Here is an 18,879-nt window from a genome sequence, read left to right as displayed (position 1 = left end):
ACGCTTATGCATGGGTGTCCGGCTACGCGTGGGTGTGCGTACCGGGGACCGCGCAGGCGGCGTCGGAGTCACAGGTGGCGCCGGAGTCGTCGGTCGCGAGAGGTGTGAGGACGCGCCCCTGCCACGCCTGCTCCAGCGCCTGGGTGAAGACCTCGGCGGGCTGCCCGCCGGAGACACCGTAACGACGGTCCAGGACGAAGAACGGCACCCCGTTCGCGCCGAGTTCGGCGGCCTCGCGCTCGTCGGCGCGTACGTCGTCGGCGTACGCGCCGGGGTCCGCGAGGACTCCCCGCACCTCGTCCGCGTCCAGCCCGGCCTCCACGGCGAGGTCGACCAGCGTCCCCGGGTCGTACACCGAGCGCTCCTCGGCGAAGTTGGCCCGGTAGACGACCTCCAGCAGCTCGTCCTGGAGCCCCCGGGCCTTGGCCAGGTGCAGCACCCGGTGGATGTCGAAGGTGCTGCCGTGGTCCCGGTCACCGACGCGGTACCCCAGCCCCTCCGAGCGGGCGTGCGAGGCGACCTGCTCCTCCATCGCCAGGGCTTCCTCCCGGGACCGCCCGAACTTCGCGGCGAGCATGTCGACCACCGGGGCGACCTCGCCCTTGGCATGTCCGGGATCCAGCTCGAAGGACCGGTGCACCACCTCGACCCCGTCCCGATGGGCGAAGCCGGCGAGCCCCTTCTCGAACCGCGCCTTGCCGATGTAGCACCAGGGACAGGCGATGTCGCTCCAGATCTCCACACGCATGTGTCTGCTTCTCTCCAGGCCGGGCCGGTGCGGAGCCACCCTCCGCTCCTCACCACAACCCGTCGGCCCGGCACCCCATTCCCGCCCACACCACCCGGCGGCATGACGCCCCTCACGACCCTGACCCGCGTCAGCCGTGCCGGGGATCGGCCCCCGGCGGCCGGCGGGTGTCCGGCGCTCCCGTCGGGACCCGGCGGACCACGCCCAGCAGGTACTCCTTGCGGTTCAGCGGGTCGTGGTCGGTGCGGGCGCGGGTCGGGAAGTCGCCCACCACCGGCCGGTGGTGGGCGAAGGACGCCTCCAGGGCGCCCTCGCCGCCGGTCAGTGCCGGGAGCTGCTGTTCCAGCGCGTGGATCTCGGCCGCCGGGATCTCACCCTCCACCACGTACGACCGGCCGTGTGCCGACGGGGTGTGGGGCACCGCGCGGCGGCGGGCCAGGGCGGGCAGGACCGTGCCGAAGGTGTCCGCCGGGACGTCGAGGCGGAAGTGGTGCATCGGTTCGCAGACGACCGTGCCCGCGTCCTTGAGGGCGGCCATCAGCACCAGCGGGGTCAGCAGCCGGAAGTCGCCGCCCGTGCTGGACATGCTCTTGTCGAACGTGCCGTGGGCGTGGCTCTGGCGGGGCGCGTAGCCGCAGCGGGTCAGCACCACCGCGCAGTCGGGGACCGCCCAGCCGTACAGCCCTTCGTTCAGGGTGGCGCGCACGGTGTCCTCGATGGCTTTCATGAACGCGTACGGCATGGAGCCGAGTTCGACCTCCAGCGTGAAGCCGACGCCGCTGCCGGGCGCGGCGGGCCCGACCCGTAGTCCGACGGTCGCGAGGAACGGGTTGGGTTCCTTGCCCATGACCTCGACGGCGTTTCCCGTACCGGTGAGCCGTTCGACGCAGATGGTCGTCGTCTCGCGGAACGTGACGTCCACGCCGTACTCGTCGGCGAGCGTGGCCTGGATGACCTCCTTCTGCACCTCGCCGTAGAGCGAGACGGACAGTTCCCGCCGGATCTCGTCCTGGCGGAGATTGATCAGCGGGTCCTGTTCGGCGAGCTGGGTGAGCGCGGTGTGCAGCGCACCCGTGTCGGTGCCCTCGCCCGGGACGACGACCGTCTCCAGCGTGGGCGGCGAGAAGTGCCGGCGGGCGGCGGGGGCCGCGGCCGGGTCGCCGATGACGTCGCCGATCCGGATGCCGCCGAGCCCCCGGAGGGTGCCGATACGGCCCGCGCCCACCGACGCGCGGCGCACCGTGCCGCCGTCCTCGAAGACGCCGATGGCGGTGATCCTGCCCGTGTCGCCGTCACCGTCACCGGCCGGCAGCCGGTCCCGTACGCGCAGCGCCCCGGAGAACATCCGTACGTAGGCGATCTTCTCGCCCGCCGGGCCGCGTTCGACCTTGAAGACGGTGCCCGCGGCCGGGCCCCGTTCGTCGTCCGCCGTGGCGGGCAGGAATTCGCGGATGCCCCGGGTGAGGGTGTCCACGCCCGCGCCGGAGATGGCGGAGCCGGAGAAGACCGGGTGGATCAGCGCCTGCCGGGTCCGCGCGGCCAGTTCACGGCGGAGCCGGCCGTACGTGAGCCGGGCCGGGTTCTCGACGTACGCGGCCAGGAACGCGTCGTCCTGCTCGGCCAGCCGTTCGGCCACCGGGCCGGTCGGGGCGAAGGCCGGGTCGGTCGCGCCGTACGGCAGGAACGCCGCGTCGCGCGTGCCGGGGCGGCGGACCGTGCCCATCGGGACGACCGCGGGCGTCAGTTTCGCCGCGAGTTCGCGCAGCAGGTCGTCGTGGCGGGCCCCGGTCCGGTCGATCTTGTTGACGAAGATCAGCGTGGGGATGCCCAGCCGGCGGAGCGTGCGCATCAGGACGCGGGTCTGCGCCTGGACGCCTTCGACGGCCGACACGACGAGGACGGCGCCGTCGAGGACGCTGAGCACCCTCTCCACCTCGGCGATGAAATCGGGGTGGCCGGGGGTGTCGATCAGGTTGACGGTGATGTCGCCGAGGGTGAACGACACGACGGCGGACTTGATGGTGATGCCGCGCCGTCGTTCCAGGGCCAGCGAATCGGTCCGGGTGTCCCCGTCGTCGACGCGGCCGATCCGGTCGATGACTCCGGCTGCGTACAGCAGCCGTTCCGTCAGGCTGGTCTTACCTGCGTCGACGTGCGCCAGAATGCCGAGGTTGAGCGTACTCACCGAGCGTCATGTCCTTTGAATAGGCGGGAGTTCCCTTCTGCTGAACGGACATCGACGCTCGGTTCATGACGGCTCCTCGACTGCTGGGCGGGTACGGGCCGACGGGGTCGGCCGACGTCGGGGATTACAGCAAACCCCGGCGTGCCCGGCAAACGAATTGCCGGGCGCGCCGGGGTGAATGGCCCGGACGGGGCGGGGTTACGACGCGGTGCCCGGCTCCGCGTGGCCGTCGACGCGGCGGGGCAGGCCCGCCGGGTTGTCGTCGCGCAGCTCCGGCGGGAGCAGGGCAACGGGCGTGGACTGGTAGGTGACGGGGCGCAGCCAGCGTTCGACGGCGGTGGCGCCGACGGAGGTCGACGTGGAGGTGGAGGCGGGGTAGGGGCCGCCGTGCTGCTGGGCGGGGGCGACGGCGACGCCGGTGGGCCAGCCGTTGACGAGGACGCGGCCCGCGAGGGGCGTCAGGTCGGCGAGCAGGCGCCCGGCGCCGGAGTCCGGGTCCTCGGCCTCGCCGTCGGCGAGGTGCAGGGTGGCGGTGAGGTTGCCGGGGAGGCGGGACAGGACGGCGGCGATCTCGGTGTCGGAGCCGTAGCGCGCGACGACCGTGACGGGGCCGAAGCACTCCTCCAGCAGGAGGTCGTGGGGTCCGTCGGCGGCGAGCCGGGCGGCGGGGACGGTCAGATAGCCGGCGCTGACGGTGTGCTCGCCGCCGGCGCCGGGGGTGATCGGGGCCGTCACGTCGGGCAGCGCGGCCCGTTCGCGGACGCCCGCGACGAAGGCGTCCCGCATCCGGTGGTCGAGCATGACGTCGGGCTCGGTGTCGCTGACGGCCTTGGTGAGGGAGGTGAGCAGGCTGTCGCCCGCGTCGCCCGCCGGGACGAGGACGAAACCGGGCTTGGTGCAGAACTGTCCCGCGCCGAGCGTCATCGATCCGGCGAGGCCGGTGCCGAGCTGTTCGGCGCGTTCGGCCGCGGCTGCCCCGGTGATGACGACGGGGTTGAGCGAGCCGAGTTCGCCGTGGAAGGGGATGGGGGCGGGGCGGGCCGCCGCCGCGTCGAAGAGGGCGCGTCCGCCGCGTACGGAGCCGGTGAAGCCGGCGCCGGAGACCAGCGGGTGCCGGACCAGTTCCACCCCGGCGTCGAAGCCGTGCACGAGGACGACCACGTCCTCGTCGAGTCCGGCCCGCGCCGCCGCCCGGCGCAGTGTGGCGGCGCAGATCTCGGAGGTGGCGGGGTGGTCGGGGTGGGCCTTGACGACCACGGGGCAGCCGGCGGCGAGCGCGCTGGCGGTGTCGCCGCCGGGGACGGAGAAGGCGAAGGGGAAGTTGCTCGCCGCGTAGACCGCGACGACGCCGAGCGGCACCTTCCAGCGCCGCAGGTCGGGCCAGGGCGGGGTGCGGTCGCCGTCGGCGTGGTCGATCCGTACGTCGAGGAAGGAGCCCTCGTCCACGACCTCGGCGAATGCCCTCAACTGGGCGGTGGTGCGGGCGAGTTCGCCGGTGAGCCGGACGGGTCCGAGCGCCGTCTCGGCGTCGGCCGCCTCGATGAGGTAGGCGCGGGACTCGTCCAGGAGGTCGGCCGCCGTCCGCAGGAGCGCCGCACGCGCGGTACGGTCGACGAGCGCGGCACGGGTGGCGTGGGCCCGCCGTACGCCGCGGTCGACCTCGTCGGCCGTCGCCTCGACCGCGACCTGCTCACGCGGCTTCCCGGTTCGGGGGTCAACGCTCCAGACTGGTGCTGCTGCCACCGCGGCTTCCTTCCCTTGCTGTGCCGTCCGCTGTCACCACCGAGGCCCTGTTCGTTATTCTGAACAAAGTTCCTGATGATGAATCCATGGGAACTCTATTTCCGTGCGTTCTGTGTGGTCAAGAGTGGTCAAGATAGGGGCGAGGGACGATGTCGGCTGCGGAAACGGGCGGTGCACAGGTCAAGTCCGCTGTGCGGACGGTGGAATTGCTGGAGTACTTCGCCGGCCGGCCCGGTATGCACTCGCTGGCCGTGGTGCAGGAGGCCGTCGGCTATCCCAAGTCCAGTCTCTACATGCTGCTGCGCACCCTGGTCGACCTGGGCTGGGTGGAGACGGACGCGACGGGCACGCGGTACGGCATCGGGGTACGGGCGCTGCTCGTCGGCACGTCGTACATCGACGGTGACGAGGTGGTGGCCGCCGCCCGCCCCACCCTGGACCGGCTGTCCGACGACACGACGGAGACGATCCACCTGGCGCGGCTGGACGGGACGAACGTCGTCTATCTCGCCACCCGCCAGTCGCAGCACTATCTGCGCCCCTTCACCCGGGTCGGGCGCCGGCTGCCCGCGCACTCCACCTCGCTCGGCAAGGCGCTGCTGGCCACGTACAGCGACGAGCAGGTGCGCGCGATGCTGCCGGAGACGCTGTCGCCGCTGACCGAGCACACGCTCACCGACCGCGGGACGCTCCTCGCGGAGCTGGCCACGATCCGCGAGCAGGGGTACGCCGTGGACCGGGAGGAGAACACCCTCGGGCTGCGCTGTTTCGGGATCGCGATCCCGTACCGCACACCGGCGCGCGACGCGATCAGCTGCTCGGTGCCGGTCGCCCGGCTCACGCCCGCGCACGAGCAGATGATCAAGGACGCGCTGTTCGACGCCCGCGACCGGCTGACGCTGGCCACGCGCAGGCTCTGAGGCGCCGGGATCCGGAAGCGGGTTCAACAACCGCCCTGTGGCGGGTGGTTCGCCCGTGTCAGGATGGGCCGATGGGGATGGGGAAGAACTGGACCGCGGGCACCGTCCTGCGGGACCGCAACGCCGGACTGTATCTCTCCGGTGTGGTGGTGTCGGGTTTCGGTACGTCGGCGATGTGGCTGGCCGGCGGTATCTGGGTCAAGTCGCTCACCGGGTCGGACAGTCTGGCGGCCCTGACCGTCTTCGCGATGTGGGCGCCTACGCTGGTGGGACCGGTGCTGGGGGCGATCGCGGACCGGTGGCGGCGCAGACCGCTGCTGGTGTTCTGCAATCTCGCCATGGCCGCGCTGCTGCCGCTGCTGCTCCTGGTCGACTCGGCGGACCGGGTCTGGATCCTGTTCGCCGTGCTGTTCGTGTACGGCGTGAGCGGTGTCGTCCAGGACGCCGCCGAGGCGGCCCTCGTGGCCACGGCGATCGACAAACGGCTGCTCGGTGACTTCAACGGGCTGCGGATGACGGCCAACGAGGGCATGAAGCTCCTCGCGCCGCTGGCGGGCGCGGGGCTGTACGCGGCCTACGGAGGCGCCTCCGTCGCACTGCTCGACGCACTGACGTTCACCCTGGCCGCCGGTCTCTTCGCGCTGATGCGGGTGCGGGAGGAGAAGCCGGTACGGGACCGTTCCGCCGGTGGGCTCGCCGGGACGATGGAGGGCGTCCGGGTGCTGCGGAACTCGCCGGCCGTCGGGTCCCTGGTCCTCGCGGGCTCGGTCACGATGCTGCTCGCCGGTCTGAACGGCGCGGCGATCTACGCGGTGGTCGACTCGGGACTCGGGCACGCGCCCACGTACGTCGGACTGCTCTACGCGCTCCAGGGCGCCGGGTCGGTCGCGTTGGGCCTGCTGGCGGGGCCGCTGATGCGCCGGATGTCGGAGCGGGTGTTCGCGGCCGGCGGTGTCGCGCTCTTCGCCGCCGCCGTGGGGCTGCGGGCGCTGCCGTACGACGCGGTGGTGCTGGCGAGCTCGGTCGCGGTCGGGGTGGGACTGCCGTGTGTGCTGATCGCGGCGATGACGGCGGTGCAGCGCGAGACGCCGGACGCGGTGCTCGGGCGGACCGCCGCCACCGCCAACACCCTGATCTACGTGCCGAACGCGGTGGCGCTCGCACTCGGCGCGGGGCTCATCGCGTTCGTCGACATCACGGTCCTGCTGCCGGTCATCGGCGTACTCGGTCTGCTGACGGCGGCGGGCCTCACCTTCTACGGAAGGCCGCCCCGGGAAGCTCCGGCCGAGGTCTGAGGACGGACGGCCCCGGCCGGAGCGGGCGGGCGGGCCTCAGCCGAGCCGGGAGAGCCCGGCCGCGACGGCGGCCAGATCGGCGTCGGACGCCAGGCCCGCGTGGTACAGCCGCAGTTCGGTGGCGCCGAGGGCGCGCGCGTGCGCCGCGTCCTCGGCGAGGGTGTGCGGGCTGCCGCCCATGCCCGAGACGACGGTGAGGTTGGCGGCCAGGACGGTGGATTCCCGGCGGTGGGCGGCGAACGGCGCCAGCATCGCCTCCGCCGCGCCCCCGGTGCACGGCACGACGACACCGTCCGCCGTGCCCAGGACGTGCGCGGGGTCGACCCCGGCGTTGGCCCCGGTGCGGTGCGGGTGGGGGTCCGCGTGCAGCAGCACCTGGAAGCCGGGGCCGCCACGCGCGCGTACGGCGGCGACAGCGGCGTCCTGGAGCGTACGGGCGGTACGGGCGCGCCAGTTGAGGGTCGCGGCGGCCAGCTCCGTACCGAGGAGCGCTTCGACGGCGGGCCGGCCCGTCCGGCCGCCGGGGCCCGGGGCGCCGCTCCACACGGGCTCCAGGGCGCGCCGGACGGCGCCGGCCAGCTCACCGGCGTCCAGGCCGAGGGACAGATACCCGGCGCGGCACACCGAGCAGAAGCAGAGCGACATCAGGTACTGCGCGGCCTCGCCGAGCGGCACTCCGCCCGTCTTGTCGTGGGCGTGCAGATGCGCGAACCCGTACCAGCCGAGTGATTCGAGTTCGGTGCCCGACGCGCCGGGCCGTACGGCCGACTCGGCGGCGAGCGACACGACATAGGTACGGACGGCGGGCCGGGCGACGCAGGGGGCCCAGGGGTAGCGGTCGCCGTACGCGTTGACCACCGAGGTCTCGGGATGCTCGGCGCCCAGCCGGGAGTTGTGGGCGAGGACGACCCAGGTGTGCACGTCGAGTCCGGCGTCGGCGAGGGCGGCGGTCGCCTCGCCGTAGGCGTCGCCGGGGGCCCAGTCGCCCGCGGCGTACGGGCGCAGCTCGGCGTCCGCCCAGTGCGCCTCGTCCAACGGGTGGAGCACGGCGGCGTGTTCGGCCGTGACCACGCGGTGGCGCGGGTGGCGCGGGGTGAGGGCCCGGGTGGAGTGGTAGGCGGCGGCGAGGGTCACCTGCCGGACGCCGAGGTCGGCGACGCGGGCGGGCGCGTCGGGGTCGCCCACGACGTCCCAGGGGTAGAGGAACGCGGAGGCCCTCACGCGCCGCCACCCGTGCCTGTAGCAGAGCCCGGGGCCGCGTCGTCGCCGCCCGCTTCCCCCTCGCCGAGGAGCGCGTGGCCGCGCTCGACGATCTCGGTGAGTTCCTTGATGTGCGCGGGCTGCGGTTCGCTCAGCGGGGTGCGGACCTCGCCGACGTCGAGGCCGCGCAGTCTGACGCCCGCCTTGACGAGGGAGACCGCGTACCCCCGTCCCCGCGCGCGCAGTTCGACCAGCGGCCGGTAGAAGCCGTCGAGGAGCCGGTTCACGGTGGTGTCGTCGCCCGAGGCGAGCGCGCGGTGGAAGGCGAGGGCGATCTCGGGGGCGAACGCGAAGACGGCGGAGGAGTAGAGGTCGACGCCGATGCCCCGGTAGGCGAGGCCGGTGAGTTCGGCGGTGGGCAGGCCGTTGAAGTAGAGGAAGTCGCGGCCGGGTTCCTCGCTGCGTACGGCGCTGACGATGCGCTGCATCAGGTCGAGGTCGCCGTGGCCGTCCTTGAGGCCGATGACGCCGTCCACCCGGGCGAGTCCGACGACGGTCTCCGGGGTGAAGACGGCGTTGTCGCGCTGGTAGACGATGATCTCCAGACCGGTGGCGGCGGCGAGCGCCGCGTAGTGGCGCAGCAGTCCCTCCTGGTCGGCGACGACCAGGTAGGGCGGCATGGCGAGCAGTCCGTCGGCTCCGGCGGCCTCGGCGATCTCCGCGTACCGGATCGCGAGCGCCGTACCGTAACCGGCCCCCGCCACGACGGGGACCTCCCCGGCGGTCTCCTCGACGGCCGCCCGTACGCAGTCCCCGAACTCCTCCGGGGTGAGCGCGTGGAACTCGCCCGTGCCGCAGCAGGCGAAGACGGCGGCGGCTCCCGCGTCGACGCCGCTCCTGACGTGGGCGCGGAACACGTCCAGGTCGAGGGCGCCGCCGGGGCCGTACGCGGTGACGGGGAAGAACAGCGGCCCGGCGACTCGGGTGAGGCGGGCGGCGAGCGGGGCTGAGGTCACTGGCGCTCCCTGGGCCGTGCGGCGAGCGGAGACACTCGTGCACAATTCTGATCGGCGTCCATATTTCTGAACAACGCCCACGCTAGGGCAGCCCGGCGGCGCCGGTCAAGACGGAAACCCGCAACCCACGGGCGGATCGCCCGCCCCCGCGCCACACTTGACCGGGAGCCGCGACGCTCCCTAGCTTGTCCACAGATCGTCCACGCATATGAATCCGGTCCATGGATCTGAGAGATCACAGGTCCGTGGTCCGTGCCGTGTCCGAGTCGTAGTCCGCCCCGGCAGTCCCGAGGAGATCCGCCCATGCCCCCAGCGCGAACCGTCCTGCTCACCGGCGCGGCGGGCGGCCTCGGCACCCTGATGCGGGGGCTGCTGCCCGCGTACGGGTACTCCCTCCGGCTCTTCGACGCCACCCCCATCGAGGGCGAGCCGGACGCGATCACGGCCGATCTCGGCGACAAGGGGGCGCTGCGCGAGGCCGTCGAGGGCGTGGACGCGATCCTCCATCTGGCGGGGATCTCGCTGGAGGCGTCGTTCGACAAGATCCTGCGGTCCAACATCGAGGGGACGTACAACCTCTACGAGGCGGCCCGCGAGGCGGGCACCGCGCGGGTGGTCTTCGCGTCCAGCAACCACACCGTCGGGTTCACACCCCGGCCGCGGGGCGCGTACCCGCTCGACTCGGAGGCGCTGATCCCGATCGGGACCCCGCGCCGCCCCGACACGTTCTACGGCCTCTCCAAGTGCTTCGGCGAGGATCTGGCGCAGCTCTACTGGGACCGGCACGGGCTGGAGACCGTCTCCGTCCGGATCGGGTCCTGCTTCATGGAGCCGACCTCCGTACGGATGCTGTCGGTGTGGATGAGCCCCGGCGACGGCGCGCGGCTCTTCCACGCCGCGCTGACGGCCGACGGCGTGGGGCACTCCGTCGTCTACGGCTCCTCCGCCAACACCCGCCTGTGGTGGGACCTCTCGTCGGCGCGGGCGCTCGGCTACGAACCTCGCGACGACTCCGAGCAGTACGCGGACAAGCTCGTCGCCGAACAGGGCGAGCTGGACCCGGACAACCCCGACCACGCCCATCTGGGCGGGCACTTCTGCACCGACCCGCCGCAGTGGCCGTACTGAACCCGCGCGGCCGACCGACCGGCTCGCTCCCGTCCGTCGGGCGTGCGCGCCCGGCCGGCCGGTTCACCCCGGTTCGCCCCTCCCCCGGTCGCGTTGACCCGTCCGGGGGAGCGGACGGAGGGTAAGGGAACGGCAAAGAGGGGTCGTTCGTTACGGCTGGCATGACAGCTATGACCCCCGGCTCGAACATCCCTCTCTCCGCCACCCGCGTGGCGGTGGACGTCGCCGCCCCGGCGCGGCTCGACGTATCGGGCCTGCTGCTCACCGCCGACGGCAAGGTGCGCTCCGACGACGACTTCATCTTCTACAACCAGCCGACGGGCCCGGGGGTGACCTACCGGCCCGGCGGCGGTACGGCCCCGGACGCGATCGTGGTGGACACCTCGGCCGTCCCGGCCGGCATCGAGAAGATCGTCGTCACGGCCAGCCCGGACGCGGCGGGCCAGAGCTTCCAGGGCATCGAGCCGACGGCCACCGTCCGCGACGCGGACAACGGCAGCGTCCTCGCCACCTTCACCCCGCCGCAACTGGGCGCGGAGACCGCGCTCGTGATCGTGGAGGTCTATCTGCGCAACGGCGCCTGGAAGGTGCGCGCCGTCGGCCAGGGGTACGCGAACGGGCTGTCGGGCATCGCCACCGACTTCGGCGTCTCGGTCGACGAGCCGGCGGCCCCCGCCGCCCCGGCCGTCCCGCAGGCTCCGGTCGCGCCCTCCGCGCCGGTGGCGCCCGCCGCGCCCGTACCGCCCCCGGCACCGGTCGCCGACCCCCGGATCGCCGCTCCCTCCGCCCCGCTCGCCCCCTCCGCCCCCGTGCCGCCGTCCGCTCCCCCGGCACCGGCGGCACCCCCGCAGGCGCCCGGGAAGATCAACCTGGACAAGGGCCGCGTCAGCCTCCAGAAGAACCAGACGGTGTCCCTGGTCAAGGGCGGCGCCCCGCTGCTGAGCCAGGTCAAGATGGGTCTCGGCTGGGAGCCGGCCTTCCGCGGCAAGGACATCGACCTCGACGCCTCCGTGATCGCCTACGGGCCGAACCGCAACCATCTGGACAGCTGCTACTTCGGCAAACTGGCCATCCTCGGCGGTTCGGTCAAGCACTCCGGGGACAATCTCACCGGGGAGGGCGCGGGGGACGACGAGACGATCGTGGTCGACCTCGGGCGTCTGCCGGCCGAGGCGACCGGGCTGGTGTTCACGGTCAACTCGTTCACCGGCCAGAAGTTCAACGAGGTCGCCAAGGCGTACTGCCGGCTGCTGGACGCGCGGACCGGTGAGGAACTGGTCCGCTTCGACCTGACCGGCGCGGAGCCCCAGACCGGGGTGATCATGGCGAAGCTGATCCGGCAGTTCTCGGGCGAGTGGGAGATGACGGCCGTCGGCGAGTTCGTGAAGTCCCGTACGGTCCGCGGCATGGTCAAGCCCGCCGCCAAGGCTCTCTGACCGGGGCCCGGACACCGGCGCCCTCCGGAGGCGTACCTGCCGGGGACGTACCTGTGCGGGCCGCCGCGGTCACGGGGACCGCGGCGGCCCGGAGGCCCGTGCAATCAGAGCTTGGTCAGTTTGGAGAAGGGGCTCAGGATACGGCCCTGGCGCCCGGAGAAATCGATGAGCACGGCGTTCTCGCCCTCGACTCCGATGACTCTTCCCAGCCCGAACTGGTCATGGGAGACACGGTCCCCCACGTCGAAGTGCTCGGGCGGAGGCGAGGCCGGGCCTTGGCGGTTGAAGGGACTGGACGGCAGGTGGCGCCGGGAACCGGCTGACTTTGTCATTACCTGGAGTATGCGCCCAACGGCCCCCGGCGCGCCATGCCCGACCACCGACGAGCCCCGGGGATCACTCGTTCCCCAGTGACCCCGTGACTCTCCTCACTGCCCTCCACCCGGCCCCCCACCAGCCTTTCCGCCCGGCTCTCCGGGCGGCTCCGGTCGGCGGGCCGGGCGGCCGGGCGGGCGGTCAGCCCGCCCACGGCCAGTCCGCGTCCCGGCCCGCCTCCAGCAGCGGCACCATCCGGAACGCCGCGTCGGAGAGACCCCCGAAGGTGTGCCGGTTCCGGGTGCCCGAGGGCCCGTGCCCGGCCCGGTGGCCCGCCAGGTTCCAGGTGTAGACGGGTATGTGCTCCGGGACCTGCTCGGCCGGGTCGCCGTGACGGCTGTGGGCGGCCTGCTCGTCGGTGACGATCAGCACCCGGTCGTGGCGCCGGTAGTGCTTGCGCACCGCCGCCGTCGTGTCCGTACCCCCCAGATCGCCGAAGCGCTCCAGAACCCTCAGCACCGACTCGCCCCGACGCCGGGGCACCTCGGCGCTGGTCGACCCGAACTCGACCAGATCGGCGTCGGCGGCCCGCATCGCCACCGCCGTACCGAAGATCGCGGCGGCGTCGGCCCGGTTGAGCCGCGAGCGGTCCGACAGGGGCGACCACATCGAACCGGAGCGGTCGACCAGGATCAGCGTCCGCCCCGGCAGCGCGGGCACCCAGGCCAGCGAGTGGCCGAGCGCCCGCTCCAGCGGGTGGGACCAGCGCAGCGACGGCGCGTGCCGGTACGCGGCGAGATACCGGAACGGGAACTGCCGCGACCGGGCGACCACCGCCGGGGCGGACAGCTCCGCCGCGACCCGGTCGGCCACCTCGTCGCTCACCCCGGCCTCGTCGAAGTTCCGCAGATTGCGCAGCAGCGCCATCGGCCCCATGGACGGGATGACGGCCTCCCACGCCGCCGCGTCCATCGGCCCCCGAAGCCAGCCCGCCAGCATCTCCCAGGTCATGCCGGCCTCCGCCAGCCGCTCGGCGGCGCCGGGGGCCGTGAGCACCGCGCGCCGCCCGGCGACGGGCAGCGCCATCAGCTCGCGGTGCGCGACGAGGGTGCGGTTCGAGGCGGGCGGCACGGCGCTGTCGGGGCGGTGCCGGCGGTCCAGCGCGTACCGGAACAGCTCGCCCTGCCACGCCTTCGCCGGGTCCGGCGAGGCATGCGTGAGATTGAGGATGTCCCCGAATCGATAAGCCCTGGACGCGGTGTCGTACTTCAGCAGCGACTTTCCGCTGTAGAGGCGCCGTACGGCGTCGGCGGTTCCCCGCCTGACCGGCTGGGGAATCCGGCGGCCGTAACGCGACGTCCAGTAACCGAGCATTTCGCCGGGCTCGTCGGCGCGCAGCAGGACGGAATCCACGACCTGGCGGTTCGAGGGGCCCGTCGGCACGCCCCGGTCGAGACGCGCCCTGACGTATTCGGCGGCTCCGGCAAGGGCGGCGGTCCGCATGTTCCCGTCGCGGCGCAGCCAGCCCAGCAGTCCGGCCGTCCACCCGGGATCCTCGACGGCGAGATGCCGTACGAGGGTGGCGAAGCGGTTGTCGCGGTCGTCCCCGGTCTCGTAAAACGTCTGCTGGGAGACGAAGTTGGCGACGGCGAGCAGGAACAGCTCGGACTTCGCGTCACGCGCGTGTCCGGTGCCGCCCTGATGGGTCCGGGTGGTGGCGCCCACCGACCGGACGGGCGAGGTGCCGCGGACCGCCGAAGGCCGGGTGTTGAAACGCGCCATGAGAATTCCCCCGAATTCAGAAAAGGTGTCCAGAGATCAAGAGCGACGGAACCGACATAGGTGCTCTGCCGACTGAGCTACACCGGCACGAATGCCGATGGCAGGACTCGAACCTGCGGCCTCCCCATTAAGAGTGGAAGTAGGTCCCGTCTTCGCACCTGGACGGACATGACTTTAGGAGGGGAGTTCGGCACGCTGCCACGGGTTTTCCGACGGGCGCGGCGACGGGACGCGCGGCAGGCGCAACCTCGGGGCACCTGTCGGGCGTCGCAGTGAACGGCCGTGCGGGCACGGCGTGTCCGGGAGGGGGAAGCACAGTGGATCAGGTCGGTGGGTACCGGCTGGTCGCCCTGCTCGGGGAGGGCGGCATGGGCCGGGTCCATCTCGGCCGGGCGGCCTCCGGGCGGTTGGTGGCCGTCAAGACGGTGCGGGAGCACCTGGCGGCGGACCCGCTGTTCCGTGAGCGGTTCCGGCGGGAGGCCGCGGCCGCGCGCTCGGTGGCGGGCCCGTTCACGGCCGCCGTGCTGGACGCCGATCCGGAGGCCGTACGCCCGTGGCTGGCCACCGAGTTCTGCACGGGCCCCACCCTCACCGGCGCGGTCTCGGCGCTCGGGCCGCCGGCCCCGGGCGAACTGGCCGCGCTCGGCGCCGCGCTGGCCGAGGCGGTCGCGGCCGTGCACGCCGCCGGGCTGGTCCACCGCGACCTCAAGCCGTCGAACGTGGTCGTGACACGCGACGGGCCGATGGTCATCGACTTCGGGATCGCGCGGGCCGCCGCCGAGGAGAGCCTGACCGGAAGCGGCGAGATCGTCGGCTCGCCCGGGTTCATCGCGCCCGAACTGCTCACCGGGGCGGGCGAACCGGGTCCGGCCGTCGACGTGTTCGCGCTCGGCGCGCTCCTCGCGTACGCGGCGACCGGGCACCCGCCGTTCGGTACCGGCCCGGTCCACCAGGTGCTGTACCGGACCACGCACGGCGTTCCCGATCTCGGCGGGGTGCCGGCCGGCGGACCGGACGCGGCATACGGCTGGCGGGAGTTGCTGGGCGCCTGTCTCAGCCGGGAGCCCGGTGACCGGCCGACCGTGGCGGAGGTGCTGAGCACATGTGCGGGGTGGACGGACGGCGATCCGTGGTGGGAACGGGAGGCGATGACCGGGTTGATCCGGCGTCGCGAGGAGGAGATCGCCGCACTGGTCGCGGAAGCCCCGCCCGGCACCCCGTCCAACACCCCGGACGTGCCTGACGAGTCGGGCGTGTCGGAGGAGTCGGACGAGGCACCGGCGCCCGGCGCGGCGGACGTGACGACGACCCGCGCCGTGGCCGGTGCGAAAAGCGGCACGGCCGTGAGCGGGGGCCGGGGAGCGGACCGGCGGCGCTTCCTGCGCTGGGGCGGCGCGGCCCTCGCGGGCGCCGCGGCGGCCGGCACGGTCGCCTGGCTCGCCTCCCTCACCGGAAACGGCGACGCCGACGGGGCGGAATCCGGTGCCTCCGCCTCACCGGGTCCGTACGCGCGCGGCCGGGTCCTGTGGACGCGCGACACCGGCGGGGCCCGCCCCCTGCGGCACGGCGGGGCCCTCTATCTGGTGGGGACCGGGGCGCTGACCCGCCTCGACGCCCGGAGCGGTGCCGTCGTCTGGAGCCACCGGACCGACGACATCACCGAGGCCGTGCCCGGACCGGAACTGGTCCACGTGCTGCGCGTCAGCCCCTACGTCGGCGCGAGCGTCACCACCCTGGACGCGGCGAACGGCGCGGTGAGGTGGTCGGCCGAGACTGTGCGGCGCAACCCCCGCCGCCCGCCGGAGCTGCTCGGATTCGGCTCCGACGACATGGGGGACGGAACCGAGGGCGCGTTCTCGGTCGCCGCCGGTGTGCTCTGTCTGGTGACGTACTCCTCGTACGCGACGGCCTGGCACCGCCGGACCGCGCCGGGCGCCACCTGGCGCGCCTACGGCTACGACGCGCGCACGGGGGACGCCCTCTGGTTCCACCAGGGCGGGAAGGCGGGTGTGGTGGGGATGCACCAGGCGGGCGGGCGGATCGCCGTGGCGACGGCGAGGACGTCGTTCTCCGCCGACGGCGAGGAGAATGGCGAGCCGCTGGCCGTGCTGCGCGCCGCCGACGGCACGCCGGAACGCGCGATACCCGGCGGTTCGCGCCGCCCGGAGGCGCATCCCGGTTCGCGGGGTGTCCACCACTACGCGGCACGCGGCAGGCTGAGCGCGGTCGATCTGGCGACCCGGCGCACGCTGTGGAGCCGTGAGCCGGACGGGGAGGCGGACGACGTCACGATCACCCCGGCGGCCGTCGCCGGGCTCGTGCACTCGGGCACGTACGACACGCTGAGCGCCCTGGACGCGAAGACCGGCCGCACCCGCTGGAGCGTCACGGGCGTCGGCCCGCCGGAGGACGGCGTGCCGCTGGTCTCCGGCGGGCTCGTCTACGGCGTGGGCCGGGCGCCCGAGGGCGAGGAGACGCCCGACGGGCGCCCGGCGTGGGGCGTGCACGCGCGGAACGCGGCCACGGGGGCGCTCGTGTGGGCGGCGGAGACGGGACCGGCCACCGCCGTCGTCACCGGCCCGGACCCGGCGGACTCGGGCGAAGACGCGGACGGGGAGAGCGCCGAGAGCGGCGGCCGGGAGGGTACGGCCGGTGCCGGGCTCGTCCATGTGTCGGTCGACGGCGTCCTCTCCACCTTCGCCGCACCGGAGGTCCGGGCATGACCGGCCCCCTGCTGCCCGGCGACCCCGCCGCGCTCGGCTCCGTACGGCTGCTGGCCCGGCTCGGCGCGGGCGGCATGGGCCGGGTCTATCTGGGCCGTACGGAGGGCGGCCGGCTGGTGGCCGTGAAGACCGTGCACGCGCATCTCGCGGCGGATCCGCACTTCCGCGAGCGGTTCCGGCGCGAGGCCGCCGCGGCCCGCGCGGTGACGGGGGCGCACACGGCGGCGGTGCTCGACGCCGACCCCGACTCCCCCGTGCCGTGGCTGGCGACCGCCTATCTGCCGGGCGTCACCCTGCGGCGGGCGGTGACCGCCACCGGGCCGCTGGGCGAGGCGGCCGTACGGTCGCTGGGCGCGGCGCTCGCCGAGGCACTGACCGCGATCCACGGCGCGGGCCTGGTGCACCGCGACCTCAAACCGTCCAACGTCCTGCTGACGGCCGGGGGTCCGCGCGTCATCGACTTCGGCATCGCCCGTGCCCTCGGCGACCACGGGATGACGGAGGCCGGGGACATCATCGGCACACCCGGTTTCATCGCGCCCGAACAGATCACGGACAGCGCGCCGGTGTCGGCGGCGGCCGACGTGTTCGCGCTGGGCGCGGTCCTCGCGTACGCCGCCACCGGGCGCAATCCCTTCGGGGACGGGACGGTGGCGATCCTGCTCTACCGGGCCGTCCACGAGGAACCCGACCTGACCGCCGTGCCCGGCGGGACACGGGAGCTGGTCGCCGGCTGTCTGCGCAAGGAACCGGGCCGGCGGCCCTCGGTGGCCGAGGTGCTGGAGCGTACGGCCGATCCCGGCGCGCCGTTGTGGTGGCGCGAGGAGCCGCTGCGGGGGCTGGTCGAGGGCGCGGACGACGACCGGCCGCGCGAGCACACGGCGGTGGTCCCCACGCGGCCGGTGACCGTGGCTCCGGCGCCCCGCGACGCGCCCCGCCCGAACGCCGGGACCGACCGGGCCGACGCCCACCGGGCCCGGACCGAGCGGGCCCGTCGTGACGAATGGCGTGACGAGCGGCGCCGCGTACGGCGCCGCGAACTCGCCCGCCGGGGAGTGCTGTTGACCGGAGCCACCACCCTGACCGGACTGCTCGGTGCCTCCGTCGTACGCGGCTGGGGAGATCCCGGCGGCACCCCCGCGAACACCGGCGACAGCGCCGGACCGACCCTGAAGGGCGGGTCCGCGAAGCCCGGCGCCCTGCGCTGGAGTCTCACGGCGGACGCGGGAGCCGTCGACGCCCTGCTGCTCTCCGGCTCCACCCTGCTGCTGCACAGCTCACTCACCGGGGAAACCACGGGGCATGTCCGTGCCTGCGCCACCTCCGACGGCTCCCGCCGCTGGCAGCTGTCGGCCTCCGCGCGGGCGCCGGACCGGTGGGGCACGGTGGACGGGAACCTCGTGGCACCCGATCTCGGGCTGCCCGTGGTCGACATCGGCTCGGGAAAGTCCCGTGTCACGGACGATCCCACGCGCGGGCTCCTGCCCGAGTGGACCGCCGTCGTGGACGGGGCGCTGGTCTCCTCGTACGAGAACGACGAGGACGCGAACGAGCTGGAGGCCGTCGATCTGCGCACCGGGAAGCGCCGTTGGGGCCAGGAGCTGGGCGGCCTGCGGCCCCCGGCGGTGCTGGGCCGCACCATGCTGCTGGCCGCCACGCTCGGCGGGCGGGTGCTCGGTGTCGACGCCAGGTCGGCGAAGACCCTGTGGTCGTACGAAGGGCTGTACGAAGGGCTGAAGGACGGGGTGCGGAGCGGCGGGGACGAGGCGCTCGCCGTCGCCGCGCTGCCGGACGCGGGCAACTTCGCGCTGCTCACCTCCGCCGGCCGGCTGCATCTGATCCGGGCGCGCGGCGGTGAGCCGGTCGCCGTGGCATCGGAGGTGTACGCGGTGACGCCGGGCGCCACGGCCCTCGGCGCGGCGGGCGGTACGGGGCTGCTGGCCACGGCCGGTTCGCTGCGCGGTTTCGACCCGGGCACCGGCAGACCGCGCTGGACGCGCCCCACGCTCGGTGTCGAGACGGGCTGGCCGTCCGGTCCCGGCGGACTGCTCGGACCGGTCACGGCGGGCGCCCTGGTGCTGCACTGGGCGACGGCGGACAGCCTCCAGGCCCTGGACACCCGGACCGGGGAACCGCGCTGGACACGGCGGCTGACGGGGGTCGCGAAAGTCCCGCCGGTCGTGGTGGGCGCGACGGTCTACGCGGCGTCCGGCGACACCTGTTCGGCGCTGCGGCTCGCCGACGGCGGGCCGCTCCGCACCTGGACACTGCCTGGCATCATCGACGGGCTCGCCGCCGACGCGTCGGGCTGGTACGGCCGGATCGGCACGTCGGCGGTACGGGCGTACAACGGCGTCGACGGCTGACGCCGCGTCGCCCCCGCTGTCC

Annotated in this window: 13 protein-coding genes; 6 read left to right on the top strand and 7 right to left on the bottom strand. The window is 73.8% G+C overall.

The window, feature by feature from the left end:
- Positions 1-22: 22 nt before the first annotated feature.
- From OG875_RS24720 to OG875_RS24710, 3 genes are all read right to left on the bottom strand, one after another.
- A complete protein-coding gene (locus OG875_RS24720; protein ID WP_330176422.1) occupies positions 23-748 on the bottom strand; it encodes a DsbA family oxidoreductase in 726 nt (241 codons plus the stop codon).
- A 130-nt stretch (positions 749-878) separates the two neighbouring features.
- Positions 879-2,933 carry a translation factor GTPase family protein gene (locus OG875_RS24715; protein ID WP_330176421.1) on the bottom strand — a complete coding sequence of 685 codons (2,055 nt, stop codon included), beginning with the start codon at positions 2,931-2,933 and terminating at the stop codon, positions 879-881.
- A gap of 198 nt (positions 2,934-3,131) precedes the next feature.
- Entirely contained in the window at positions 3,132-4,676 is a 1,545-nt protein-coding gene (locus tag OG875_RS24710; RefSeq protein WP_330176420.1) for an aldehyde dehydrogenase (NADP(+)), read from the bottom strand.
- 149 nt (positions 4,677-4,825) lie between these two features.
- On the opposite strand from OG875_RS24710, the gene OG875_RS24705 reads away from it, so the two are divergent.
- Positions 4,826-5,596: an IclR family transcriptional regulator gene (locus OG875_RS24705; protein WP_330176419.1), complete on the top strand. Its 771-nt coding sequence runs from the start codon at positions 4,826-4,828 to the stop codon at positions 5,594-5,596.
- A 71-nt stretch (positions 5,597-5,667) separates the two neighbouring features.
- Positions 5,668-6,891 (top strand): MFS transporter, encoded by a 1,224-nt coding sequence (locus tag OG875_RS24700; protein WP_330176418.1) that lies wholly within the window; start codon positions 5,668-5,670, stop codon positions 6,889-6,891.
- Between the two features lie 36 nt (positions 6,892-6,927).
- On the opposite strand, the gene OG875_RS24695 is transcribed toward OG875_RS24700, so the two are convergent.
- Entirely contained in the window at positions 6,928-8,112 is a 1,185-nt protein-coding gene (locus tag OG875_RS24695) for a hypothetical protein (RefSeq protein WP_330176417.1), read from the bottom strand.
- Entirely contained in the window at positions 8,109-9,107 is a 999-nt protein-coding gene (locus OG875_RS24690; protein WP_330176416.1) for a 5-dehydro-4-deoxyglucarate dehydratase, read from the bottom strand. Before OG875_RS24690 ends, OG875_RS24695 begins: the two co-directional genes overlap by 4 nt.
- Before the next feature lie 303 nt (positions 9,108-9,410).
- Between OG875_RS24690 and OG875_RS24685 the strand changes: the two genes are divergently transcribed.
- A complete protein-coding gene (locus tag OG875_RS24685) occupies positions 9,411-10,235 on the top strand; it encodes an NAD-dependent epimerase/dehydratase family protein (protein WP_330176415.1) in 825 nt (274 codons plus the stop codon).
- 161 nt (positions 10,236-10,396) lie between these two features.
- Positions 10,397-11,671 (top strand): TerD family protein, encoded by a 1,275-nt coding sequence (locus OG875_RS24680; RefSeq protein WP_330176414.1) that lies wholly within the window; start codon positions 10,397-10,399, stop codon positions 11,669-11,671.
- A gap of 104 nt (positions 11,672-11,775) precedes the next feature.
- On the opposite strand, the gene OG875_RS24675 is transcribed toward OG875_RS24680, so the two are convergent.
- Complete coding sequence (locus OG875_RS24675) at positions 11,776-12,003, bottom strand: hypothetical protein (RefSeq protein ID WP_037784015.1); 228 nt, start codon at positions 12,001-12,003, stop codon at positions 11,776-11,778.
- 184 nt (positions 12,004-12,187) lie between these two features.
- Positions 12,188-13,768 carry a TROVE domain-containing protein gene (locus OG875_RS24670; RefSeq protein ID WP_330176413.1) on the bottom strand — a complete coding sequence of 527 codons (1,581 nt, stop codon included), beginning with the start codon at positions 13,766-13,768 and terminating at the stop codon, positions 12,188-12,190.
- Positions 13,769-14,085: 317 nt separating this feature from the next.
- Here OG875_RS24670 and OG875_RS24665 point away from each other — a divergent pair, with 317 nt between their 5' ends.
- A complete protein-coding gene (locus tag OG875_RS24665; protein ID WP_330176412.1) occupies positions 14,086-16,491 on the top strand; it encodes a protein kinase domain-containing protein in 2,406 nt (801 codons plus the stop codon).
- Entirely contained in the window at positions 16,488-18,857 is a 2,370-nt protein-coding gene (locus tag OG875_RS24660) for a protein kinase domain-containing protein (protein WP_330176411.1), read from the top strand. The genes OG875_RS24665 and OG875_RS24660 overlap by 4 nt, the downstream gene beginning before the upstream one ends.
- The last annotated feature ends 22 nt before the right edge of the window (positions 18,858-18,879 follow it).

Source organism: Streptomyces sp. NBC_01498 (assembly GCF_036327775.1).
Classification (GTDB): Bacteria; Actinomycetota; Actinomycetes; order Streptomycetales; family Streptomycetaceae; genus Streptomyces.
The sequence above is the reverse complement of the archived record's forward strand: the minus strand, read 5'-3'. Positions and strand labels throughout refer to the sequence as shown.